The organism is Actinomycetota bacterium, from assembly GCA_030774015.1.
Classification (GTDB): domain Bacteria; phylum Actinomycetota; class UBA4738; order UBA4738; family JACQTL01; genus JALYLZ01.
This window is the reverse complement of sequence record JALYLZ010000052.1, coordinates 42,541-60,957: the sequence shown is the minus strand read 5'-3', so window position 1 is coordinate 60,957 and position 18,417 is coordinate 42,541. Positions and strand designations below refer to the sequence as shown.

General features: G+C 71.2%; 16 protein-coding genes. 7 read left to right on the top strand and 9 right to left on the bottom strand.

What is annotated here, in order from left to right:
• On the top strand, positions 1-1,023 hold a 1,023-nt coding region (locus tag M3Q23_05420; GenBank protein MDP9341542.1), incomplete at its 5' end, for an LLM class flavin-dependent oxidoreductase.
• 12 nt (positions 1,024-1,035) lie between these two features.
• Here M3Q23_05420 and cysS read toward each other — a convergent pair.
• Entirely contained in the window at positions 1,036-2,430 is a 1,395-nt protein-coding gene (cysS, locus tag M3Q23_05415) for a cysteine--tRNA ligase (GenBank protein ID MDP9341541.1), read from the bottom strand.
• A gap of 56 nt (positions 2,431-2,486) precedes the next feature.
• Between cysS and M3Q23_05410 the strand changes: the two genes are divergently transcribed.
• Entirely contained in the window at positions 2,487-3,632 is a 1,146-nt protein-coding gene (locus tag M3Q23_05410) for an acyl-CoA dehydrogenase family protein (protein ID MDP9341540.1), read from the top strand.
• Between the two features lie 53 nt (positions 3,633-3,685).
• Positions 3,686-4,939, top strand: a complete 1,254-nt coding sequence (locus tag M3Q23_05405) for an MFS transporter (protein MDP9341539.1) — start codon at positions 3,686-3,688, stop codon at positions 4,937-4,939.
• A 64-nt stretch (positions 4,940-5,003) separates the two neighbouring features.
• Here the strand turns inward: M3Q23_05405 and M3Q23_05400 are convergent, their stop codons facing one another.
• The gene (locus M3Q23_05400) at positions 5,004-5,447 is read right to left on the bottom strand and encodes an Lrp/AsnC family transcriptional regulator (protein ID MDP9341538.1); all 444 of its coding nucleotides are present in this window, start codon (positions 5,445-5,447) and stop codon (positions 5,004-5,006) included.
• A 428-nt stretch (positions 5,448-5,875) separates the two neighbouring features.
• Between M3Q23_05400 and M3Q23_05395 the strand changes: the two genes are divergently transcribed.
• The 4 genes from M3Q23_05395 (at position 5,876) to lnt (ending at position 11,897) form a co-directional block, all read left to right on the top strand.
• A complete protein-coding gene (locus M3Q23_05395; protein ID MDP9341537.1) occupies positions 5,876-6,982 on the top strand; it encodes an RNA-directed DNA polymerase in 1,107 nt (368 codons plus the stop codon).
• A 99-nt stretch (positions 6,983-7,081) separates the two neighbouring features.
• On the top strand, positions 7,082-8,596 hold the full coding sequence (locus M3Q23_05390) for an amidohydrolase family protein (GenBank protein MDP9341536.1): 1,515 nt from the start codon (positions 7,082-7,084) through the stop codon (positions 8,594-8,596).
• Positions 8,597-9,087: 491 nt separating this feature from the next.
• Complete coding sequence (locus M3Q23_05385) at positions 9,088-9,447, top strand: DUF4193 family protein (protein MDP9341535.1); 360 nt, start codon at positions 9,088-9,090, stop codon at positions 9,445-9,447.
• Positions 9,369-11,897 carry an apolipoprotein N-acyltransferase gene (gene lnt / locus M3Q23_05380; GenBank protein MDP9341534.1) on the top strand — a complete coding sequence of 843 codons (2,529 nt, stop codon included), beginning with the start codon at positions 9,369-9,371 and terminating at the stop codon, positions 11,895-11,897. Before M3Q23_05385 ends, lnt begins: the two co-directional genes overlap by 79 nt.
• A gap of 177 nt (positions 11,898-12,074) precedes the next feature.
• Here lnt and M3Q23_05375 read toward each other — a convergent pair whose 3' ends face one another.
• From M3Q23_05375 to hpt, 7 genes are all read right to left on the bottom strand, one after another.
• Positions 12,075-12,575: a hypothetical protein gene (locus M3Q23_05375; protein MDP9341533.1), complete on the bottom strand. Its 501-nt coding sequence runs from the start codon at positions 12,573-12,575 to the stop codon at positions 12,075-12,077.
• 115 nt (positions 12,576-12,690) lie between these two features.
• A complete protein-coding gene (locus M3Q23_05370; protein MDP9341532.1) occupies positions 12,691-13,374 on the bottom strand; it encodes an HAD-IA family hydrolase in 684 nt (227 codons plus the stop codon).
• Between the two features lie 13 nt (positions 13,375-13,387).
• Positions 13,388-14,857 carry an aminomethyl-transferring glycine dehydrogenase subunit GcvPB gene (gene gcvPB, locus M3Q23_05365; protein ID MDP9341531.1) on the bottom strand — a complete coding sequence of 490 codons (1,470 nt, stop codon included), beginning with the start codon at positions 14,855-14,857 and terminating at the stop codon, positions 13,388-13,390.
• Positions 14,854-16,179 carry an aminomethyl-transferring glycine dehydrogenase subunit GcvPA gene (gcvPA, locus tag M3Q23_05360; protein ID MDP9341530.1) on the bottom strand — a complete coding sequence of 442 codons (1,326 nt, stop codon included), beginning with the start codon at positions 16,177-16,179 and terminating at the stop codon, positions 14,854-14,856. The genes gcvPB and gcvPA overlap by 4 nt, the downstream gene beginning before the upstream one ends.
• Before the next feature lie 461 nt (positions 16,180-16,640).
• Positions 16,641-17,096: a MerR family transcriptional regulator gene (locus M3Q23_05355; protein ID MDP9341529.1), complete on the bottom strand. Its 456-nt coding sequence runs from the start codon at positions 17,094-17,096 to the stop codon at positions 16,641-16,643.
• Positions 17,097-17,199: 103 nt separating this feature from the next.
• Positions 17,200-17,673, bottom strand: coding sequence for a bifunctional nuclease family protein (locus tag M3Q23_05350; GenBank protein MDP9341528.1), 474 nt, complete (start codon positions 17,671-17,673; stop codon positions 17,200-17,202).
• A 76-nt stretch (positions 17,674-17,749) separates the two neighbouring features.
• Positions 17,750-18,352, bottom strand: a complete 603-nt coding sequence (gene hpt / locus M3Q23_05345) for a hypoxanthine phosphoribosyltransferase (protein MDP9341527.1) — start codon at positions 18,350-18,352, stop codon at positions 17,750-17,752.
• Between the last annotated feature and the right edge of the window lie 65 nt (positions 18,353-18,417).

Sequence of the window (18,417 nt, the reverse complement as noted above, 5' to 3'; positions counted from 1 at the left end):
CCTCTCGGCGTTCGAGGCTTAGGATGCGAGGTCATGGTGCGCCTGGCCGCGTTCCTCGACGCGGGCCGCTCCCTGGAGGAAGCCACGGAGCGGGTCCGCTTGGCGGAGTCCCTCGGCTACGACAGCGTGTGGACCACGCAGATCGCCTCGCGTGAGCCCCTCCAGGTCCTCAACCACTACGGGCACGCCACGGAGCGGATCGGGCTGGGGACGGGCGTGGTCCCGTTCATGCTCCGCCACCCGGCGCTGCTCGGCATGGAGGCGGCCACGCTCGACGAGATCAGCGGCGGGCGGCTCCGCCTGGGGATCGGGGTCAGCCACAAGATCACCATCGAGGGCTGGTACGGGCTGACCCTCGACGACCCCGTGGGCCGCATCAGCGAGTGCACGAGGATCCTGCGGGAGATCTTCCAGAAGGACGGCGGTTCGTTCGAGGGCCGCCACTACGTCTCGCGGTTCGGGTTCCTCGGCTACGGGGCCCGGAAGGACCTCCCCATCCTGTGGGCAGCCATGGGGCCCAAGATGCTCCGGGCCGCCGCGGAGCTGGCGGACGGCATCGTGCTGTGGATGTGCTCGCCCCGGCACATCCGGGAGACCATCCGGCCGATCCTCGACGCGGCGCTCGCGGAGCACGGACGGAAGCCGGAGGAGTTCGAGGTGGTGGCCGCGGTCCCGGCGGCGGTGACCGAGGACCTGGACGCGGCCCGCGATGCCTTCCGCTCGCAGGCCTTCCCGTACCTGAACCTGCCCTTTTACCGCAAGGAGGTCGGGGCCGTGCACCCGGATGCGCTGGCCGGGTTCGACGAGAAGATGGCGGCGGGCGACATGGCGGGGGCGCTGGGCTCCCTGGAGGAACGGTTCGTGGACGAGTACGCGGGTATCGGGAGCGCCGACGCGGTCCGGGCCAAGGTCGAGGAGTACCGGGCCGCCGGGGTCACCCTTCCCGCGCTCGGGCCCATGGGTCGAAGGGCGGGCTCAGGCGTGATGGAGCGGACGCTGGAGGCGGCGGTCTCCTCGCCGTAGGCCGCCGCGGCGTCAGCCCAGGCGGCGGACCTTGGTGCCCTGGGGCGTGTCCATGACCTCGTAGCCCATCTCCACCAGGCGGCCCCGGATGGCGTCGGAGCGCTGGAAGTCCCTGGAGGCCCTGGCCTCGTCCCGCTCCCGGACCAGCTCCTGGACGTCTGCCGGAAGCTCCACGTCCTCCGACGCCACGCGCTCGAGGTCGAGGCCCAGCACCCGGTCCCACGAGGCCAGGAGGTCGTACTTCGCTCCTCCCGGCAGGTTCGCCCCCACCGCCTCGTACAGCACGACCAGCGCCTGGGGAAGGTTGAGGTCGTCGGCCACCGCGTCCCCGAACCGGCGGTCCAGCTCCTCCGCCGGGGGAGAGGACGTCGCGGGGCGCTCGCCCCCTTTCCAGTCCGCCATCAGCCGGCGGATCCGGCGGAGGCGCTGGTTGGCGCCCTCCAGGGCCTCCCACGAGAAATCCGTCTCGCTGCGGTAGCGGGTTCCGAAGCACAGCAGCCGGAAGGCCAGCGGGTCGATTCCCGCCTCGGCCAGCTCGGTCACGCGGGTGATGTTCTTGGCCGACTTCGCCATCTTCTGGCCGGACTGCTGGAGGAACCCGCCGTACACCCAGATCGACACGACCTGGTGGCCGGTGGCGCCGTCGGACTGGGCGACCTCGTCCTCGTGGTGGGGGAACTTCAGGTCGTTGCCGCCGGTGTGGATGTCGAACCGCTCGCCCAGGTACTTCATGGACATTGCCGAGCACTCGATGTGCCAGCCGGGGAAGCCCTCGCCCCACGGGCTCGGCCACTTCATCAACCGGCCCGGACCGGCCCGCTTCCACAGGGCGAAGTCCTCCGGGTGGCGCTTGTTCGGGTCGACCTCCAGCTCCTGGCGGTGACCCGCCCGCAGGGCTTCCAGCGTGTTGCCGGACAGCCGCCCGTACGCCGGGAAGGCGTGCACGTCGAAGTACACGTTGTCCTCGACCTCGTAGGCCAGGCCCTTGTCCATGAGCCGCCCGATGAGCTCGATCATCTCGGGGATGTGGTCCGTGGCCTTCGGGTAGACGTCCGCGCGCTCGATGTTCAGCGCGTCGACGTCCTCCAGGAAGGCTGCCGTGTACTTGTCGGCGATCTTCCGGGGCGAGAGGCCCTCGTCGGCCACGGCGATGTCCATGCGATCGCGGGACTCCGCGGACACGTCGTCGGTCATGTGGCCCACGTCGGTGATGTTCATGACCTGGACGACGTCCTTGCCCTCGAACCGCAGGACCCGGCGGATCAGGTCGCCCAGCATGAAGGTCCGCATGTTGCCGATGTGGGCGTAGCGGTACACGGTGGGGCCGCAGGAGTAGATCTTCACGGTCCGTCCGTCGTCCGGCTTGACCTCTTCCACCTGGCGCGAGAGCGCGTTGTACAGGCGCATCTGCGACAGGATACCGAGCGGAGCACGGGCCGCCGTGCACGAGATACGCTGCTCTCGTGGACAGGGACTTCGGGCTCTCGGAGGAGGAACGGGAGCTGGTGGGGACGGTGCGGCGGTGGGCCGACGACCGGGCCGCCCCCTCCGCGGCCTCCTACGAGGAGAAGAAGCAGTTCCCTCGAGAGCTGTTCTCCGAGCTGGGCGAGATGGGCCTGGCGGGCATCCCGTACAGCGAGCGCTACGGGGGCGGCGGCCAGTCGTATCTGCTGTACCTGGCGGTCCTGGAGGAGGTGGCCCGCGGGTACCTCGCCCTGGGTGTGGGGCTCTCCGTGCATCACCTGTGCTCGTTCGGGATCCACCAGTTCGGCTCGGATTCCCTGAAGGAGCGCTACCTGCCCCGGCTGTTCGCGGGGGAGTGGCTGGGGGCGTACGCGCTCTCCGAGGCCTCCTCGGGCTCGGACGCCGCGTCCCTGCGGACCCGGGCGGACCGGGACGGCGACGCCTACGTGGTGCGGGGGTCGAAGCGCTTCATCAGCCACGCCGGCGAGGCCGAGGTGTACCTGGTCATGGCCCGGACGGGCGAAGAGGGCCCGGCGGGGGTGTCGGCGTTCATCGCGGAGAAGGGGTGGGACGGATTCGAGTTCGGCAGGGTCGAGGACAAGATGGGCTGGCATTCCTCGCCCATGCGGGAGCTGCTCTTCGAGGGGTGCCGGATCCCCGCGGCGAACCTGGTGGGGGAGGAGGGCATCGGGTTCACGGTGGCCCTGGCCGCGCTCGACGGCGGGCGACTGGGGATCGCGGCCTGCTCGGTCGGTCTGGCCCAGGCGGCGCTGGAGGCGTCGGTGGCGTTCACCCGGGAACGGGAGCAGTTCGGCCGGCCGGTCATCGAGAACCAGGCCCTCCAGTTCATGCTGGCCGACATGGCAACGGGCATCGAGGCCTCGCGGCGGCTGTACCGGGAGGCGGCCCGGGTCCGCGACGCCGGCGGCGAGTACTCGGTGGGAGCGTCCATGGCCAAGCTCATGGCTTCGGACAACGCGATGCGGGTCACCACCGACGCGGTGCAGCTGCACGGCGGGTACGGCTACATGCAGGAATACCCGGTGGAGCGGTACATGCGAGAGGCCAAGGCCCTCCAGATCGTGGAGGGGACGAACCAGGTCCAGCGCATGATCATCGGCCGCCGGATCGCGCGAGGAGCCTGACCTCTCCCGGGCACACGCCGGCAGGCCCGAGCCGGCCGGGGATAATCGATCACATGCCTGCCCGACCCCTCCGCCACGTGACGTCGATCTTCGGCGTGCTCCGCGACCGCGAGCTGCGGGCGTTCTGGATGTCCGACTGGGTCTCCGACGCGGGGTCGTTCGTCACGTTCATCGCGCTGGCGGTCTACGTGAACAAGCTCACCGGCAGCCCGGCAGCGGTGGGCGTGGCCCTGGGGCTCCGGTCGGTTCCCTGGTTCACCATCGGCCCTCTGGCGGGCCTACTGGCCGACCGGCTGGACCGCCGTGCGGTGATGGTGGTGAGCAACCTGGCGCGGGCGGGGCTGGTGGCGGTGCTGCCGTTCACCACCACGCTGTGGCAGATCTACGTGATCGCGCTGGCCAGCGCGGCGTTCGGCCCGCTGTTCCGCTCGGCCCGGTCGGCGCTGCTGCCCCTGATCGCGCCGGAGGAGCGCCTGGTGCCCACGCTGGCCGTGGTGGAGACGACCCACCAGCTGCTGCACACGGTGGGGCCGGCGTTCGGCGGCCTGGTGGTCCTGCTGGTGGGAGCCCGAGCGGCCTTCTTCGTGGACTCGGCCTCGTTCGTGGTGGCGACGCTGTTCCTGCTGGGGCTCCGGCCTCGGGGGCGGCCCGCTCCCACCAGCGAACGGCCCTCCGCGCTCCGTGAGCTCCGTGACGGCGTCCGGGGGCTGGTGGCGGTGCCGGCGGTGCGCGCATACACGCTGCTGAACGCGGCCCTGTCGCTGGGGTGGGGCGGGATCGTGGCGCTGCTCGTCGTGTACGTACGGGACGACCTGGGCCGGCCGGGAGGGGAGTACGGGATCGTCCTGGCCTTCGCCGGACTGGGAACGGTGGTGTCGAGCCTGGTGATCGCGGCACGGGACCCGCGCCACAGCCGGGTGCCGTGGGCCGTGGCCTCCGTCCTGGGGCTCGGCGCGTTCCTCGCCATCCTGGGGACCCCCGGCCTGCTGGCCCTGCTCCCCATCGCGCTGGTGGCGGGGCTGGCCGACGCGGGGGTCGGCATCCCACTGTCGGCCACGCTCGCCGAGAGCCTGCCGGACGCCCTGCGGGGCCGCGCCTACAGCGTCGCGGCGGCGACCACCGAGCTCGCCTCCGCCGTGGGAAGCATCGGGCTGGCCTGGCTGGGCGACCCGTCCCGGCTCGGGGTCGTCCACGCGATGGCGTTGTCGTCGGGCGTGGGGTGCGCTCTTGCCGTGGCCGTGCTTGCGGCCGGAGGTGCGGCGGCCATCCGCCATAACGAGCACGCCCGCCTGGCCTCTCGCCGGTAGAGGGGCGGGCGCCGCTCGGGCGCGCCGCCCCGGGTCCTACGCCCGGATGGGGCGGCCCTGCCACCTACGCGCGGATGGGGCGGCCCTCGAAGGGGATGGACAGGACCACGGTGGTCCGGGTCTGCACGCCGGCCTTCTCCCGGAGCCGGCGCAGGAGGTCCTCGAGGTCGGCGGTGGTCCGGGTCCGGACCTTCAGGATGTAGTTCTCGTCGCCGGCCACGCTGAGGCAATCCTCGATCTCCGGCAGCTCTTCCACGCGCACGGGGAGGTCGTCCGGCTGCCTCGGGTCGAGGGGCATCACCGAGACCAGCGCCGTCACGTACAGCCCGACGGCCTCGGGGTCCACGATGGCCCGGTAGCCGCGGATGACGCCCGACTCCTCGAGCTTCCGGACGCGCTGGTGGACGGAGGAGGGTGACAGCCCCACCCGGCGGGCCACGTCGGCGTACGTGGCTCGGGCATCCTCCTGGAGGGCGGCCAGGATCTCGAGATCTCGGTGGTCGAGCACGCCACCATCATAGGTGCCCGCTCGGTCCGCTCGGTCCGCTCGGTCCGCTCGGTCCACCCGTGCCGTCCCCCGTCCGGTCTCGATGTCGGTCCTCCGGGGATGCGGGTGCGTCCGGGCGGCGGAGGAAATTCCACCCGATCTCGTCATTGCCGTGAGCCCGGCGCGGACGGTACAAAGGCGCCGCACGGCCCACCCTCTCCCGGGTCTGCGAAGGAGGAGGGATCACGGACCGGCACGGTGCCCTCACGATCGCGTGGGGCGAGCTCGCGCGTGGCCAGCGGCGGACGGGGCTTCCGGACGTCGCCGGCCTCGCCGACGCGCGGCGCGCCTTCGTTCGGGGAGTCCCGTTCCCGCTGCTCGGGACGTCGAGCTTTCCCGTTCCCAAGGCCAGCGGACACGGACTGCGGTGGCTGACGCTCCTGGATCCGGTGGAGGAGGCCGAGTACAGCGCCCTGGGAGCCCGCCTGGCCGCACGGATCGAGCGGTCCATGCATCCGGCGGTGAGGGCGAACCGGGCATCGGTGGATCAGGCCGCTGGGGGCCGGCTGCGCCTGGAGCCGTTCGGGACGGCACGGGTCCGGTGGCGCCGCCACGTGGAACGGTTGCGTTCGCAGTGGCCGGCAACCGTGGTCCTGGCGGACGTCCGCGACTTCTACGCAAGCGTGCGTCCCGGGGTCGTGATGGAGGCGCTGCGCCGAGCCGGGTGCGACGGGGAGGCCGTGGCGGCAGTGGGCCGCCTGCTGCACCGGTGGGAATCGGCCGGGAGACCGGGGCTACCGATCGGGCCGCTGCCCTCGGCGGTGCTGGCCAACGTGGTGCTGGCCCGGTTGGACGGTGAGATCGCCTCGGCGGGCTGGGGGCACGTGCGATGGGTGGACGACCTGGTCGTCACGGCGCGCGAGCGCTCGGCCGGGGAGGAGATCCTGGAGCGGCTCGGGGCTTGCCTGGCCGGCCTCGGCCTCCGGCTGGCCGAGGAGAAGTGCCGGATCGTGGACCGCGACGACCCATCGATGGGTGGCGCGGTGGCGGGCTCATGCGCCGGTCCGACTCGTGCTCGCCACCCGACCGCCACGGGAGCCCGGGGAGACGAGGCCCCCGACCGGGACCTCCTCCTCCTGGAGCGATCACCCGGGGGCCTGGACCAGCCCGTCCCCTCCGATGCGGAGGCGGACGCCGCCCGCCGTGAGGCGCCGCACGCCGGCAACGAGCGGGCTCTGGGCATCCTGGGGGCACTTCGACGACTGGCTCGCCTCCGGTTGGGCGCGCCGGAGGGCGCTCTCATCGGGTCGCTGGCAGACGACCCGGTTCAGCACGAGCTGATCCGGGCCTGGGCGTGGCGGGCGGTGGCGCGAACAGCTCCTCGCGCGGTCATGGAACGGGCGGCCGGCCTGGCGGATGAGCCCAGCCCGTTCGTTCGTCGAGCCGTGGCCGTGGCCGTCGCGGTGGCGGGCGGCCGGGCCGCCCGAACGTTCCTCCGCCACCACGGCCGGTCGCCCGACGGGAAGGCCACCGCCGGCTGGGGGCTGGGACGATGATGAACCTGGGCCTCGCAGTGTTCCTCGCACTCCGGCTGATGGGCCGCGCCCTGCTTTCGGGCCGTGCCGCGAGAACGGCTGCCTATAATCGGCGACTCCATGCGAACCCTCTACCTCGTGACCCGTGTGGCGACCCTCACGCACCCCGCGGTGGGGGAGTGGCTCCTCGTGGACGAGCGGCACGTGGAACGGGTGGGCACCGGCGAACCTCCCGCGGCGGACCGAGTCGTGGACCTCCCGGGGACGACCATCCTTCCTGGGTTCATCGACTCCCACGTCCACCTCACCGGGACCGGCATCGACCAGAGCGGGCCGGCACTCGACGAGGCTCGCTCGGCGGAGGCTCTCGTGGCCACGGTGGCCCGAGAGGCCGCCACCGGGCGCGAGGGGGCCCTACTCTGCCACGGCTTCGACGAGACGACCTGGGATCGTCCCCACCTGCCCTCGATCGGCGACCTCGACCGGGCCAGCGACGATCCGCTGATCGTGGTCCGGGCCGACGGGCACATCAGCCTGGCCAACTCGGCGGCCCTGCGGCAGTCGGGCGTTCTCGGCATGCGGGGGGTCGAGACCGACGACGCCGGCGAGCCGACCGGGGTGGTCCGCCAGGAGGCGAACTGGGCGCTCCAGCGATGGTTCCACGAGAGCCTGTCCGATCGGGAGGTGCAGGAGTACCAGCTGCGGGCGGCCGCGCTGGCCGCCTCGCGCGGGATCACGTCCGTCCACGAGATGGCGATCCCGAACTCGCGGGGCCCTCGCGACTTCGAGGTCCTGATGACCCACCGCGACCGGCTCCCCGTGGACACCATCCCGTACGTGGCCTCCATGGACATCCCGTTCGTCATGGATTTCGCGCTTCCTCGCATCGGCGGCGACCTGTCCCTGGACGGCTCGTTGGGCGCGCGAACGGCGTACCTGTCGCGGCCCTATGTGAACGGAGAAGGGCGGGGCGTCGGGTACATCGAGACCGACGAGCTCGTGGAGTTCTTCCACAATGCCCACCTGGCCGGGCTCCAGGTTGGCGTCCACGCCATCGGGGACGCCGCCATCGAGCAGTCAGTTTCCTCCTGGGAGCGGGTCTACTCGACGCTGGACTCCAGGTCGCGGCGGCACTTCCGGGCCCGGCGCCACCGGATCGAACACTTCGAGCTCCCGACACCTGACCACGTCGAACGGGCTGCCGCGCTGGGGCTGACCATATCCGTCCAACCGGCATTCGACGCCACATGGGGGCAGGCCGGCGGGATGTACGAGCAGCGTCTGGGGGAGGAACGGGCCGCCGGGATGAACCCGTTCCGGACCCTGATGCTCCGCGGCCTGGTGCTCGGTGCCGGCTCGGATTCGCCGGTCACGGCCCTCGATCCGATGGAGGGGATCGCCGCCCTGGAGAGCCACCACGACCCCCTGGAACGGCTGAGCCGGGAGGAGGCGCTTCGCCTGTTCACCCAGGGAAGCGCGGCCCTGGCGCACCTCGACGACAAGAAGGGGCGCCTCGAGCCGGGGTTCCATGCCGATTTCGCCGCCTACGAGGAGGACCCGACGGCGGCGGCCTCGGTGCGGGGCCTGCGGCCCGTGCTCACCGTCTCGATGGGGCGCGAGGTCTACGCGCGCTGACGGCCGGTGGGTCGAACTCCCTTGGGACCCAAAGGCGGCGGAGAGTGGGGGAGCGGGACGATCGCCGCGAAACCCTTGAGCTAACGTCGAGGGTTTGATGCCCGGGGCCGGCAAGGCTCGACCCATCCGCACCCGACCCTCAACAGGGGATTGACACCCTGCGCCCGGCAGCCCTAGCATACGCACGCCGCCGGGCGACCGGAGGTACGAGGACCCAGAGGCTGAGTAGAGAACGCAGCGCCCCGGCGCTGCGGCACCAAAGGTCTCTGGGTCCTTTGTTTTCCTGCGTGTTTTCCGCGGACACGCCGGACCCGTCACTGACCCCAAACCCGCCCGACGACGAGCTGTCCCGGGGGCGCCGAGGACATCTTTCCTCCACCCCGGAACAAACCTCCTCGCCGAACGGTTTGAACACCAGCGATTCGGGCACGACGCCCGAGCGCCGGGAGTACAATCCCCCGACTCATTTGCCACCGGATTCGAGGAAACAGATGGAAGAGATCGAAGAGAACGTCGACGAATCGCTCGAGGATGACGACCTCGACGGGCTCGAGGACGAAGCAGAAGAAGAGGCCCCCGCCCCCGCTGCCGCCGCCGCTCGGGAACCGGACGAGGGGGAGGTCGAGTCCAGCCTCGAGGAGCTGCTGGCCAAGCGTGAGGGAACGCCCGCCGAAGAGGAAGAGGACGACGACTCCATCCTGGCTCTGGGGCGCGAGGAGCGCCTGGAGCCGTTGGCGGTCAAGGTGGTCCCGCCCTCGGACAAAGAGTTCGTATGCAGGAACTGTCATCTGGTGAAGCACCGAGCGCAACTCGCGGACAGGGACCGCATGTTCTGTCGCGACTGCGCCTGAGCCTGAGCCAGCCGGCAGGGGAGGCGAAGGAGCCCCGCCTCCCGCTCCCGATCTCCCTCGTCCTGTCGGCCCTGTCCGGGTACCTGCTGTCGCTGACCCTGCCTCCGGCGGACCTGGGGCCCCTCGCCTTCGTCGCGATGATCCCGTTCCTGTGGGTGCTCTCGCGCTCGACGCCCTGGCGCGGGCTCCTGGCTGGGTTCGCGTTCGGGTTCGTGTTCTTCGCGTCGACCCTGTACTGGATCCGCCTGTTCGGCTGGCTGGCGTGGGGGGCGCTGTCGCTGGCCTCGGCCGCCTACCCGGGCCTGTTCGGCCTGCTCGCGCCGCTGGTGGCCCGACGGCGCCGGCCCGTCCGCTTCGCCCTGGGCCTGGCCGCCCTGTGGACGGGGATCGAATACCTCCGGGGCCTGTGGCCGCTCGGGGGGTTCACCTGGGGCGGGGTGGGATACAGCCAGGCCAACAACGGGTTCCTGCTGCCTCTGGCCTCCTGGACGGGGGTGTGGGGAATCTCCTTCGCGGTGGTGCTGGTGAACGCGCTGGTGCTGCTGGCCATGGAACGGCTGGGAAGGCGGCGGGCCGCCGCGGCGGGACTGGTGGCGGTGTCCTTCGCCGTGGTGCTGCTGCCGGGGCTGATCCGGATCCCGGCCCCGGACGGCCGGCGGCTCGACGTGGCCATCGTCCAGGGGAACGACCACGAGCAGGCCCTGCCGGACCCGTTCCAGGAGGACCTCTCCATCGCGCGGAACCACGCCGCCCTGGAGCGGCGGCTCGCTCCGGATCCGCCCGACCTCGCGGTGTGGCCGGAGGATGCCGTGGACGTCGACCCGCAACTCGATCCCACGTTCGGCCGGATCGTGACGTGGGCGGTGCGCGCTGCCGGCACCCCGACCCTCGTCGGCGCCATCACCGGCTCCCCGAACGGCCGCCAGTACAACCAGGCCCTGCTGTACGACCGCCGGGGACACATCGCGGCGAAGTACACGAAGGTCCACCTGGTCCCGTTCGGGGAGTACGTGCCGTGGCGGAAGTACCTGGACTGGATCTCGGCGCTCCAGCAGATCCCCCGGGACCTCACGCCGGGCCGACGTGCCCACCTGCTCAGGTTCGACGGGCTCCGCTTCGCCGACCTGATCTGCTTCGAGAACACGTTCCCCTCCCTCGATCGGCGGCTGGTCGATCGAGGAGCGGAGTTCCTGGTGGTGTCCACGAACAACGCCTCCTACGAACGGTCGGCGGCGTCCCGCCAGCACCTGTTGATGAGTCGGTTCCGGGCCGTGGAGAACGGCCGGTGGGTGGTGCACGCGGCGATCTCGGGGATCAGCGCGTTCATCGACCCGCACGGCGGGGTCCACGACCCGACCGGGCTGTTCGAGCTGGCGCTGGAGCGCCACACCATCCGGGCCTCCACGGCCCGGACCATCTACACGCGGTTCGGGGACTACCTCCCGTGGGCGTCGCTCGGACTGGCCGGGCTGATGATGGTGGCGCGGCCGCGGCGCCGGAAGGTCGCGCGGACCATCGCGCCGTTGCCGGCATCCGCGCGGATCCTGGTCATCGTGCCCACGTACGACGAGCGCGAGACGATCGAGACGGTCATCGGCCTCACGCTGGCGGCGGACCACCGCGTCGAGATGCTGGTGGTGGACGACGGCTCACCGGACGGGACGGGGGAGGTCGTGCGCCGCATCGCGACACGGGAGCCCCGGGTCCACTTGATGGAGCGACCCCGCAAGGGAGGGCTGGCGGGGGCCTACGTGGCCGGGTTCCGCCGGGCCGTGGAGGAGAGGCGCGACCTCGTCGTGGAGATGGACGCCGACCTGTCGCACCGGCCGGAGGAGCTCCCCGCGCTGCTGGCCGCCGCCGAGCGCCGCGACCTGGTGATCGGGAGCCGGTACGTGCCGGGCGGCTCCGTCGCGAACTGGGGGCTCCTGCGGCGGGCCCTGTCCCGGGGAGGGAATCTGTACACGCGAGCCGTGCTCGGCCTCCCCGTGGCAGACGCCACGTCCGGCTTCCGCGTGTACCGGCGCGACCTTCTGGCTTTCCTGCTGCAGGAGGGGATCCACTCGGAGGGCTACGGCTTCCAGATCGAGCTGGCGTACCGGGCATGGCTAGCCGGGTTCGCCGTCGGCGAGGTCCCCATCACCTTCCGGGAGCGCGAGCACGGCCACTCCAAGATCTCCCGCCGTATCGTCTTCGAGGCCCTCGGGCTGGTGGCTCTGTGGGGCCTGCGCGACCGCCTCGGCCTGGCCTCGCGCCGGCGCAGGCCCGCCGCGGCTCCGGGCCCCGACCCTTCGGCGATGCCATCCGCGATGCCCTCCGGTACCGCCGCTGAGATGCGCTCCCGGGATGCGGTCGAATCGCAACCGGCCCCCGGGCCGAACACGGAGCCGCCGGATCGACCCGAAACGCTCGAGCCGGAAGAGCCGCCCGTCGCGCCCACCACGACGTCCTGAGAGCGCCGGCTCGGCACTTCTGTCCTTCCGCGTTGTGCCTACTCAATCGCCCATAATGAACATTATGGAAACTAGCCAATGAGAGTGGGGACGCCGCGCGGACGGGCGGCGCGGCCCCTCCCCTGGCGGGTCTACCTGCGGGTTTCCGTGCGAGTCGCCGCGAACCTCGCTCCCGTTTCACGCCGGTAAGGCGAACAGCTCCAGCTGCCTCGGGGTTGACGGCGTGACGTCGCCGGCCACGGTGGACCCGCCCACCCAGCTCTGGAGGACGGCCAGGGCCCATCGCTCCGCCTCGACCTCGGAGCGGCGGGTGCCCTCCCGGAACTGGCGGACGTGGCAGGCCTCGTGGGCGGCCAGGGCCACCAGGCGCTCCCGCCACGTGGAGACCGTGATCCAGGGGGCCGTCTTCCTGCCCCGGTACCGGTGGGTCATCGGGTAGCCCCGGTTCCGAAGGGTCGCCGGGATCCGCAGGCGGACCACGAACCGGACGCCCGGCCACCGCCGCATGCTCCGCAAGGGCTGCCCGTAAGCCCGTCCGGTGAAGGAGTCCTGGCGCCCGCGGGCCCGTTCCACCAGGACCACCACGCCCGTCGCGTCCACGCCCTCGAACCCGGCCACCACGAACTGACGCAGCTCGCCGTGATCGGCGCGAATCGAGGGGTCGATTCTCAGCTGCACGGCGGCATCCTACCCGAGCCCACCGACGGAAATCACACCCGTGTGATTCGTGCCGCGCTCTCCCCGGGCGGGCAGGCCCCTTGTGGCTGCTCCCCCGCCGGGGGAGGGATCCTCCTCAGTCCCCCACTCCCCCTTCCCCTCCCCCGCCGGCCCGCCGGAGCAGATCGTCCAAGGGAAGATCGGCCAGGGACGGGACCAGCAGGTCGGCGTGTGCCAGGTCCATGCCCTCGGTCACCGGGTTCGGCACCGCGACGCAGAACAGTCCGGCCCGTTTCGCCGCGCGGACGCCGTTCGGCGAGTCCTCCAGCGCCACCGCTTCCGAGGCGTTCAGGCCGAGGGCGCCGAGCGCCTCCAGGTACAGCCAGGGCGCCGGCTTGGCCCTGTCCCGGTCGCCATCGGCACAGAAGATCCCGGCCCAGCCGTCGACGAGCCCGACCTTCCTCAGGTTCCCCTCGATCCACTCGCGACTGTCACTCGACACGATGGCCACCGCGAGTCCCCGGCGGCGTGCCCCGTCCAGGTAGTCCACGATCCCGGGCCGCACCGTCTCGGCGGCGACCAGCTCGGTCTTCCGGCTGAGCCGGCGAGCCCGGATCGCGTCGCGGTCCACCGGCCGACCGGTCAGCTCCTCCAGGTGAGCGACTGCGTCGAATCCGCCCAGGGTGCCCACGGCAGCCGCCCAGTCCGCCAGCGGGAGCTCGTGGCCGTGCTCGCCGAACACTTCCTGCCACGAGCGATAGGCCGGACTCTCCGTGTCCAGGATCAGCCCGTCGAAATCGAACAGCAGCGCGCGGATCACCGGGGGCGGCTCGCTACCAGCGGAGCTTGAGGTTCCTCGCGGCCCTGGCCTCGTCGAGCCGGCGCACCGGCGTCGTCACCGGCGCCTCGTGCAGGACGTCCGGGTCGGACTCGGCCTCCCGAGCCGCCTGGAGCAGCGCCTCGGCGAAGGCGTCCAGGGTCTCCTTCGACTCCGTCTCGGTGGGTTCGACCATCATGGCCTCCTCCACCACCAGCGGGAAGTAAACGGTCGAGGGGTGGAACCCCAGGTCGATCACCCGCTTGGCCACGTCCATGGCCCGGACGCCGTGCTTGCGAAGCGGCTTGGCCGTGGACACGAACTCGTGCATGGGCCGCCCGGGGAACGCCAGCGGGAACGAACCCCGGACCTTCTGGGCCAGGTAGTTGGCGTTCAGGACCGCCCGCTCCGCCACCGCCTTCAGTCCGTCGCCGCCGTGGAGGAAGACGTACGCGTACGCCCGCACCAGGACCCCGAAGTTCCCGTGGAACCCGTGGATCTGCCCGATCGAATCCGGGCGGTCATGGTCCAGGAAGAAGCGCCCGCCATCCCCGTCCCGGCGTTCCACGGTCGGCGCCGGCAGGAACGGGGCGAGGCGCGACGTCACCGCCACCGGACCGGCGCCCGGCCCACCCCCACCGTGCGGCGTGGCGAAGGTCTTGTGGGTGTTCATGTGGACGATGTCGAAGCCCATGTCCCCCGGCCGGACTCGCCCCATGATGGCGTTGAGGTTCGCGCCGTCGTAGTAGAGAAGCGCCCCCACCTCGTGCATGGCCCGGGCGATGCCCCGGATCTCCTCCTCGAACAGGCCGAGCGTGTTCGGGTTGGTCAGCATGAACCCGGCCACGTCCTCGTCCACCAGCTTCTCCAGGGCCGACAGGTCCACCAGGCCCCGGGCGTCGGAGGGAACCTGCACCACCTGGTAGCCGGCCTGGGTCACGCTGGCCGGGTTGGTGCCGTGGGCCGAGTCCGGGATGACGATGCGCCGGCGCGGGTTCCCGTTCTTGGTGTGGAACGCCCGCATGATGAGCAGGCCGGTCAGCTCGCCGGAGGCGCCGGCCGGGGGCTGGAACGTGACCCGGGCCATGCCGGTGAGCTCGCACAGGGCCCGCTCCAGGCGCCACAGCAGCTCGAGGGCTCCCTGCACCGTGTCCTCCGGCTGGTGCGGATGCAGCCGCTGGAACCCCGGGATGCCGGCGGCGGTCTCGGCGACCTTGGGGTTGTACTTCATCGAGCACGAGCCGAGCGGATAGAACCCCGTGTCGACGCCGTAGTTCATCTGGGACAGGCGGGTGAAGTGCTGGACCAGGTCGCGCTCCGCGATCTCCGGAAGACCGGCCGCCGTGCCCCGGGCGAACTCCTCCCCCACGGGGGCTTCGGGGACGTCGAGGTCCGGGAAGCTCCAGGCCCGCCGCCCCGGACGGGACGCGTCGGCCAGGGTCCCCTGCCCGGGCGGACCGTCGCGGCGCACCGGTGCGCCGGTCACGTCAGCGCCTTCCGGAGGGCGTCGGCCAGGCCGTCGATCTCGTCGCGGGTCCGGCGTTCGGTGACGGCGACGAGCAGGGAATGGCCATCCGCGTCCTCCAGCGGGACGCCGGCCAGGTAACCCTCTTCCACCAGTGCCTCCACGACCCCGGCCGCCGGTCGTGGCAGCCGGACCGCGAACTCCTTGAAGAAGGGCTGCCCGGGGTGGAGGAGCTCGACGCCGTCGATCTCGGTGAGCCGCTCCGCCGCGTAGGCCGCCTTCGAGGCGCACAGCCGCCCCAGCTCCCGCAGTCCCTCCGGCCCCAGCCAGGCCAGGTACACCGTGGCCGCCACCGCCATGAGGGTCTGGTTCGTGCAGATGTTCGACGTCGCCTTCTCCCGGCGGATGTGCTGCTCGCGGGCCTGGAGGGTCAGGACGTAGCCGGTGGTGCCGTCCACGTCGACGGTCTCGCCGACGATCCGGCCGGGCATCCTGCGGACGTCCTGCATCCGCGCGGCGATCACCCCGAGATACGGCCCGCCGTAGTTCAAGTTGTTCCCCAGTACCTGGCCCTCGGCCACGGCCACGTCGGCCCCCAGCTCGCCCGGCGGCGCCAGCACCCCGAGCGACAGCGGATCGAAGACCTGGATGGCCCGGGCTCCGGCTTCGCGGGCCGCCGCGAAGAGCTCGCGGGCCGGCTCCAGGATGCCGTAGTGGTTCGGGTGCTGGACGACCACCGCGGCGACGTCGTCCCCGAGCTCCGGGCGCCCGCCCCGGCCGCTCTCCACGGGGAACACCTCGGGCGAATACCCCGCTCCCCTGCCGTAGGTCTCGAGGACCCGGACGTACCGGGGGTCGACGGCGCCCGAGACCAGCACGCGCGGCCGCCCGGTGGCGGACCGGGCCATGTGCACGGCCTCCACCAGCGACGTGGGCCCGTCGTACAACGAGGCGTTGGACACCTCGAGCGCCGTGAGCTCGCAGATCATCGACTGGTACTCGAACAGGGCCTGGAGCACGCCCTGCGACAGCTCCGGCTGGTACGGCGTGTAGGAGGTGTACAGCTCCGATCGCCCGGCCAGGGACCACACCACCGAGGGCACATAGTGGTCGTAGGCGCCCGCGCCCGCGAAGCACACCAGCTGGTCGGCGTGGAGGTTCCGCGAGGCGAGCTTCCGCAGGTCCGCCAGGATCTCCATCTCGGAGACGCCGTCGGGGATGTCCAGCGTGCCGTCGAGGCGCACCGAGGCCGGGATCTGGTCGAACAGGCCGTCCAGCGATTCCAGCCCGCAGGCTTCGAGCATCTCCCGGATGTCACCGTCGGTGTGCGGCGCGAACCTCATCGGGCGGAAGTCTACGAGATGGCGTCCGAAATCCGGACCGTGCCCTCCCCCGCGGAGCAACTGCTGCGGGGCCCACCGCCCGACGGGCCTTCAGCCGGCCAGGTCCTCCAGCCCGTACTTGCGCACCAGCGACAGGTAGTCCCGCTGGTAGAAGATCTTGCAGCTCACCTCGGGATAGAGCTCGTGGAGGCGGCGGATCTTCCGGTTCTTCTTCGTCACCAGCTTCTGGTTCAGCGTGGTGATCTCGATGTACAGGTCGTACTGCGGGAGGTAGAAGTCCGGGGTGAACCGCTGGATGACGTTGCCGTCCGCGTCCCAATCCAGGTCGAAGGAGGTCGGCTCGTACTCCCACTCGATCCGGTAGAAGTCCAGCAGCTTGGCGAACTGGCGCTCGCTGGCGTGGGCGAAGCTGACCGTGTCACTCTTCAGGCCGGCCCCGCGGCCGGCCTTCGATTTCGCGGCTACGCTCCCGCTTCCGTCGCGCGAGCGACCCGCCGGATCGGCTTTCTGCTTCGTGCCAGTGACCCTTCCAGGTCCGTCTGGACCTTGTCCACGGCGATCGCGAACACCCCCTGCCCCTTGGACAGGAGGTCGATCACCGCTTCCGGTGACTCCGGTGTGTATATACGGTGCCCGTCGGACATCAGGGTGACGCCGTGGAGAGGTTGCTTGGCCTCGCGGAGGTACTCGATGGCCTTGCGGATCTGCTGGAGGGCGACCCCGGCGTCGAGGAGGTTCTTCACCACCTTGAGCTGGAGGAGGTCCTGGAACGAGTACAGACGCTGCGTCCCGGACCCGCCCGCGTCGCGGATGGTCGGGCGGACCAGACCCGTACGCGCCCAGTAGTCCAGCTGCCGGTAGCTGATCCCGGCGATCCGGCAGACCTCGGGGACGCGATATCCCTGCTCTTCGACCATCACAGCTCCGTAATTACGCGGGCGTAGGGAGCGTAGTTGCCCCTACCTGCGATGTCAACGATGTCCGGCCGCTTGCCTTGCGGATGCGCCCGCTCCCCCCGCCCTACGCGAAGTCCTCCGGGTTCACGTTCTCCAGGAACTCCCGGAACTTCTCGACCTCCTGGTCCTCGTCGTCTCGGATGACGATGGAAGCCTCGGTCAGGACCTCCTCGTTGGCGAAGATGGGCACGTTGACCCGGACGGCCAGGGCGATGGCGTCGGAGGGCCGGGAGGAGACCTCGAAGGCCTTCCCGTTCAGGTGCATGTTGATCACCGCGTAGAACGTCCCGTCCTTCAGCTCGGTGATGACGATCCGTTCCACGGCGACGGCGAGCTCCTCGAGGACGTTCTTCAGGAGGTCGTGGGTCATGGGCCGGGCGGTGACGATGCCCTGGAGCGCGAACGCGATGGCGGTGGCCTCCATCGCACCGATCCAGATGGGGAGGAACCGCTCGCCCTCCCTCTCCTTCAGGAGCACGATGGGCTGGTTGGTGGGGAGCTCGACCCGGACGCCAACCAGGTTCATCTCGATATCCATCGCCGTCGTCCCAATCTAGTGAGTCACCCCAGGTCCGGCAACCGAAGGTGCCGCCCCCCGCGCCGGGCCGGCCACCTCATCCGCCGACGCCGGCCATCCGGGGCGGCTCCGCGTCGAGGTACGGCACCAGCAGGTCGGGGTCGGCCCCCAGGGCCGCCATGTCATCGACCGCCAGGATGTCGGAGAGGTTCCGGTAGCGTTCCTGGAAGTCCAGCCCGTAGCCGACCACGAAGCGGTCCGGACAGTCGAACCCCACGTAGCGGAGGTCGAGCCGAGGGATCCGGCGGGCCGACCGGTCGAGCAGCGTGCAGACCTCGATGGAGCGGGGTGCCCGCTCCCGGAGCGCGCTCAGCAGGTAGGAGAGCGTGAGGCCCGTGTCGATGATGTCCTCCACCACCACGACGTCCTCTCCCCCGACGTCCTGGTCCAGGTCCTTGACGATCCGGACCACCCCGGAGGACTCGGACGCCCCGCCGTACGAGGACACCGACATGAAGTCGACGCGGACCGGCAGCGGGACCTCGCGGAACAGGTCCGCCAGGAAGACGGCGCCGCCCTTCAGCACCGAGATGAAGACCGGCGAGCGGCCCTCGTAGTCCCGGGTGAGCTCACGGCCGAGCTCCTGGACCCGGCGGCGGATCACAGACCCCGGGAACAGGACCGTCGCCACCTCAGACATTCGCCGGATTCTACCCGGCGCTCGCACGCATACGGTCCGAGCACGGCCAGCCGAGGGCGGCGGCG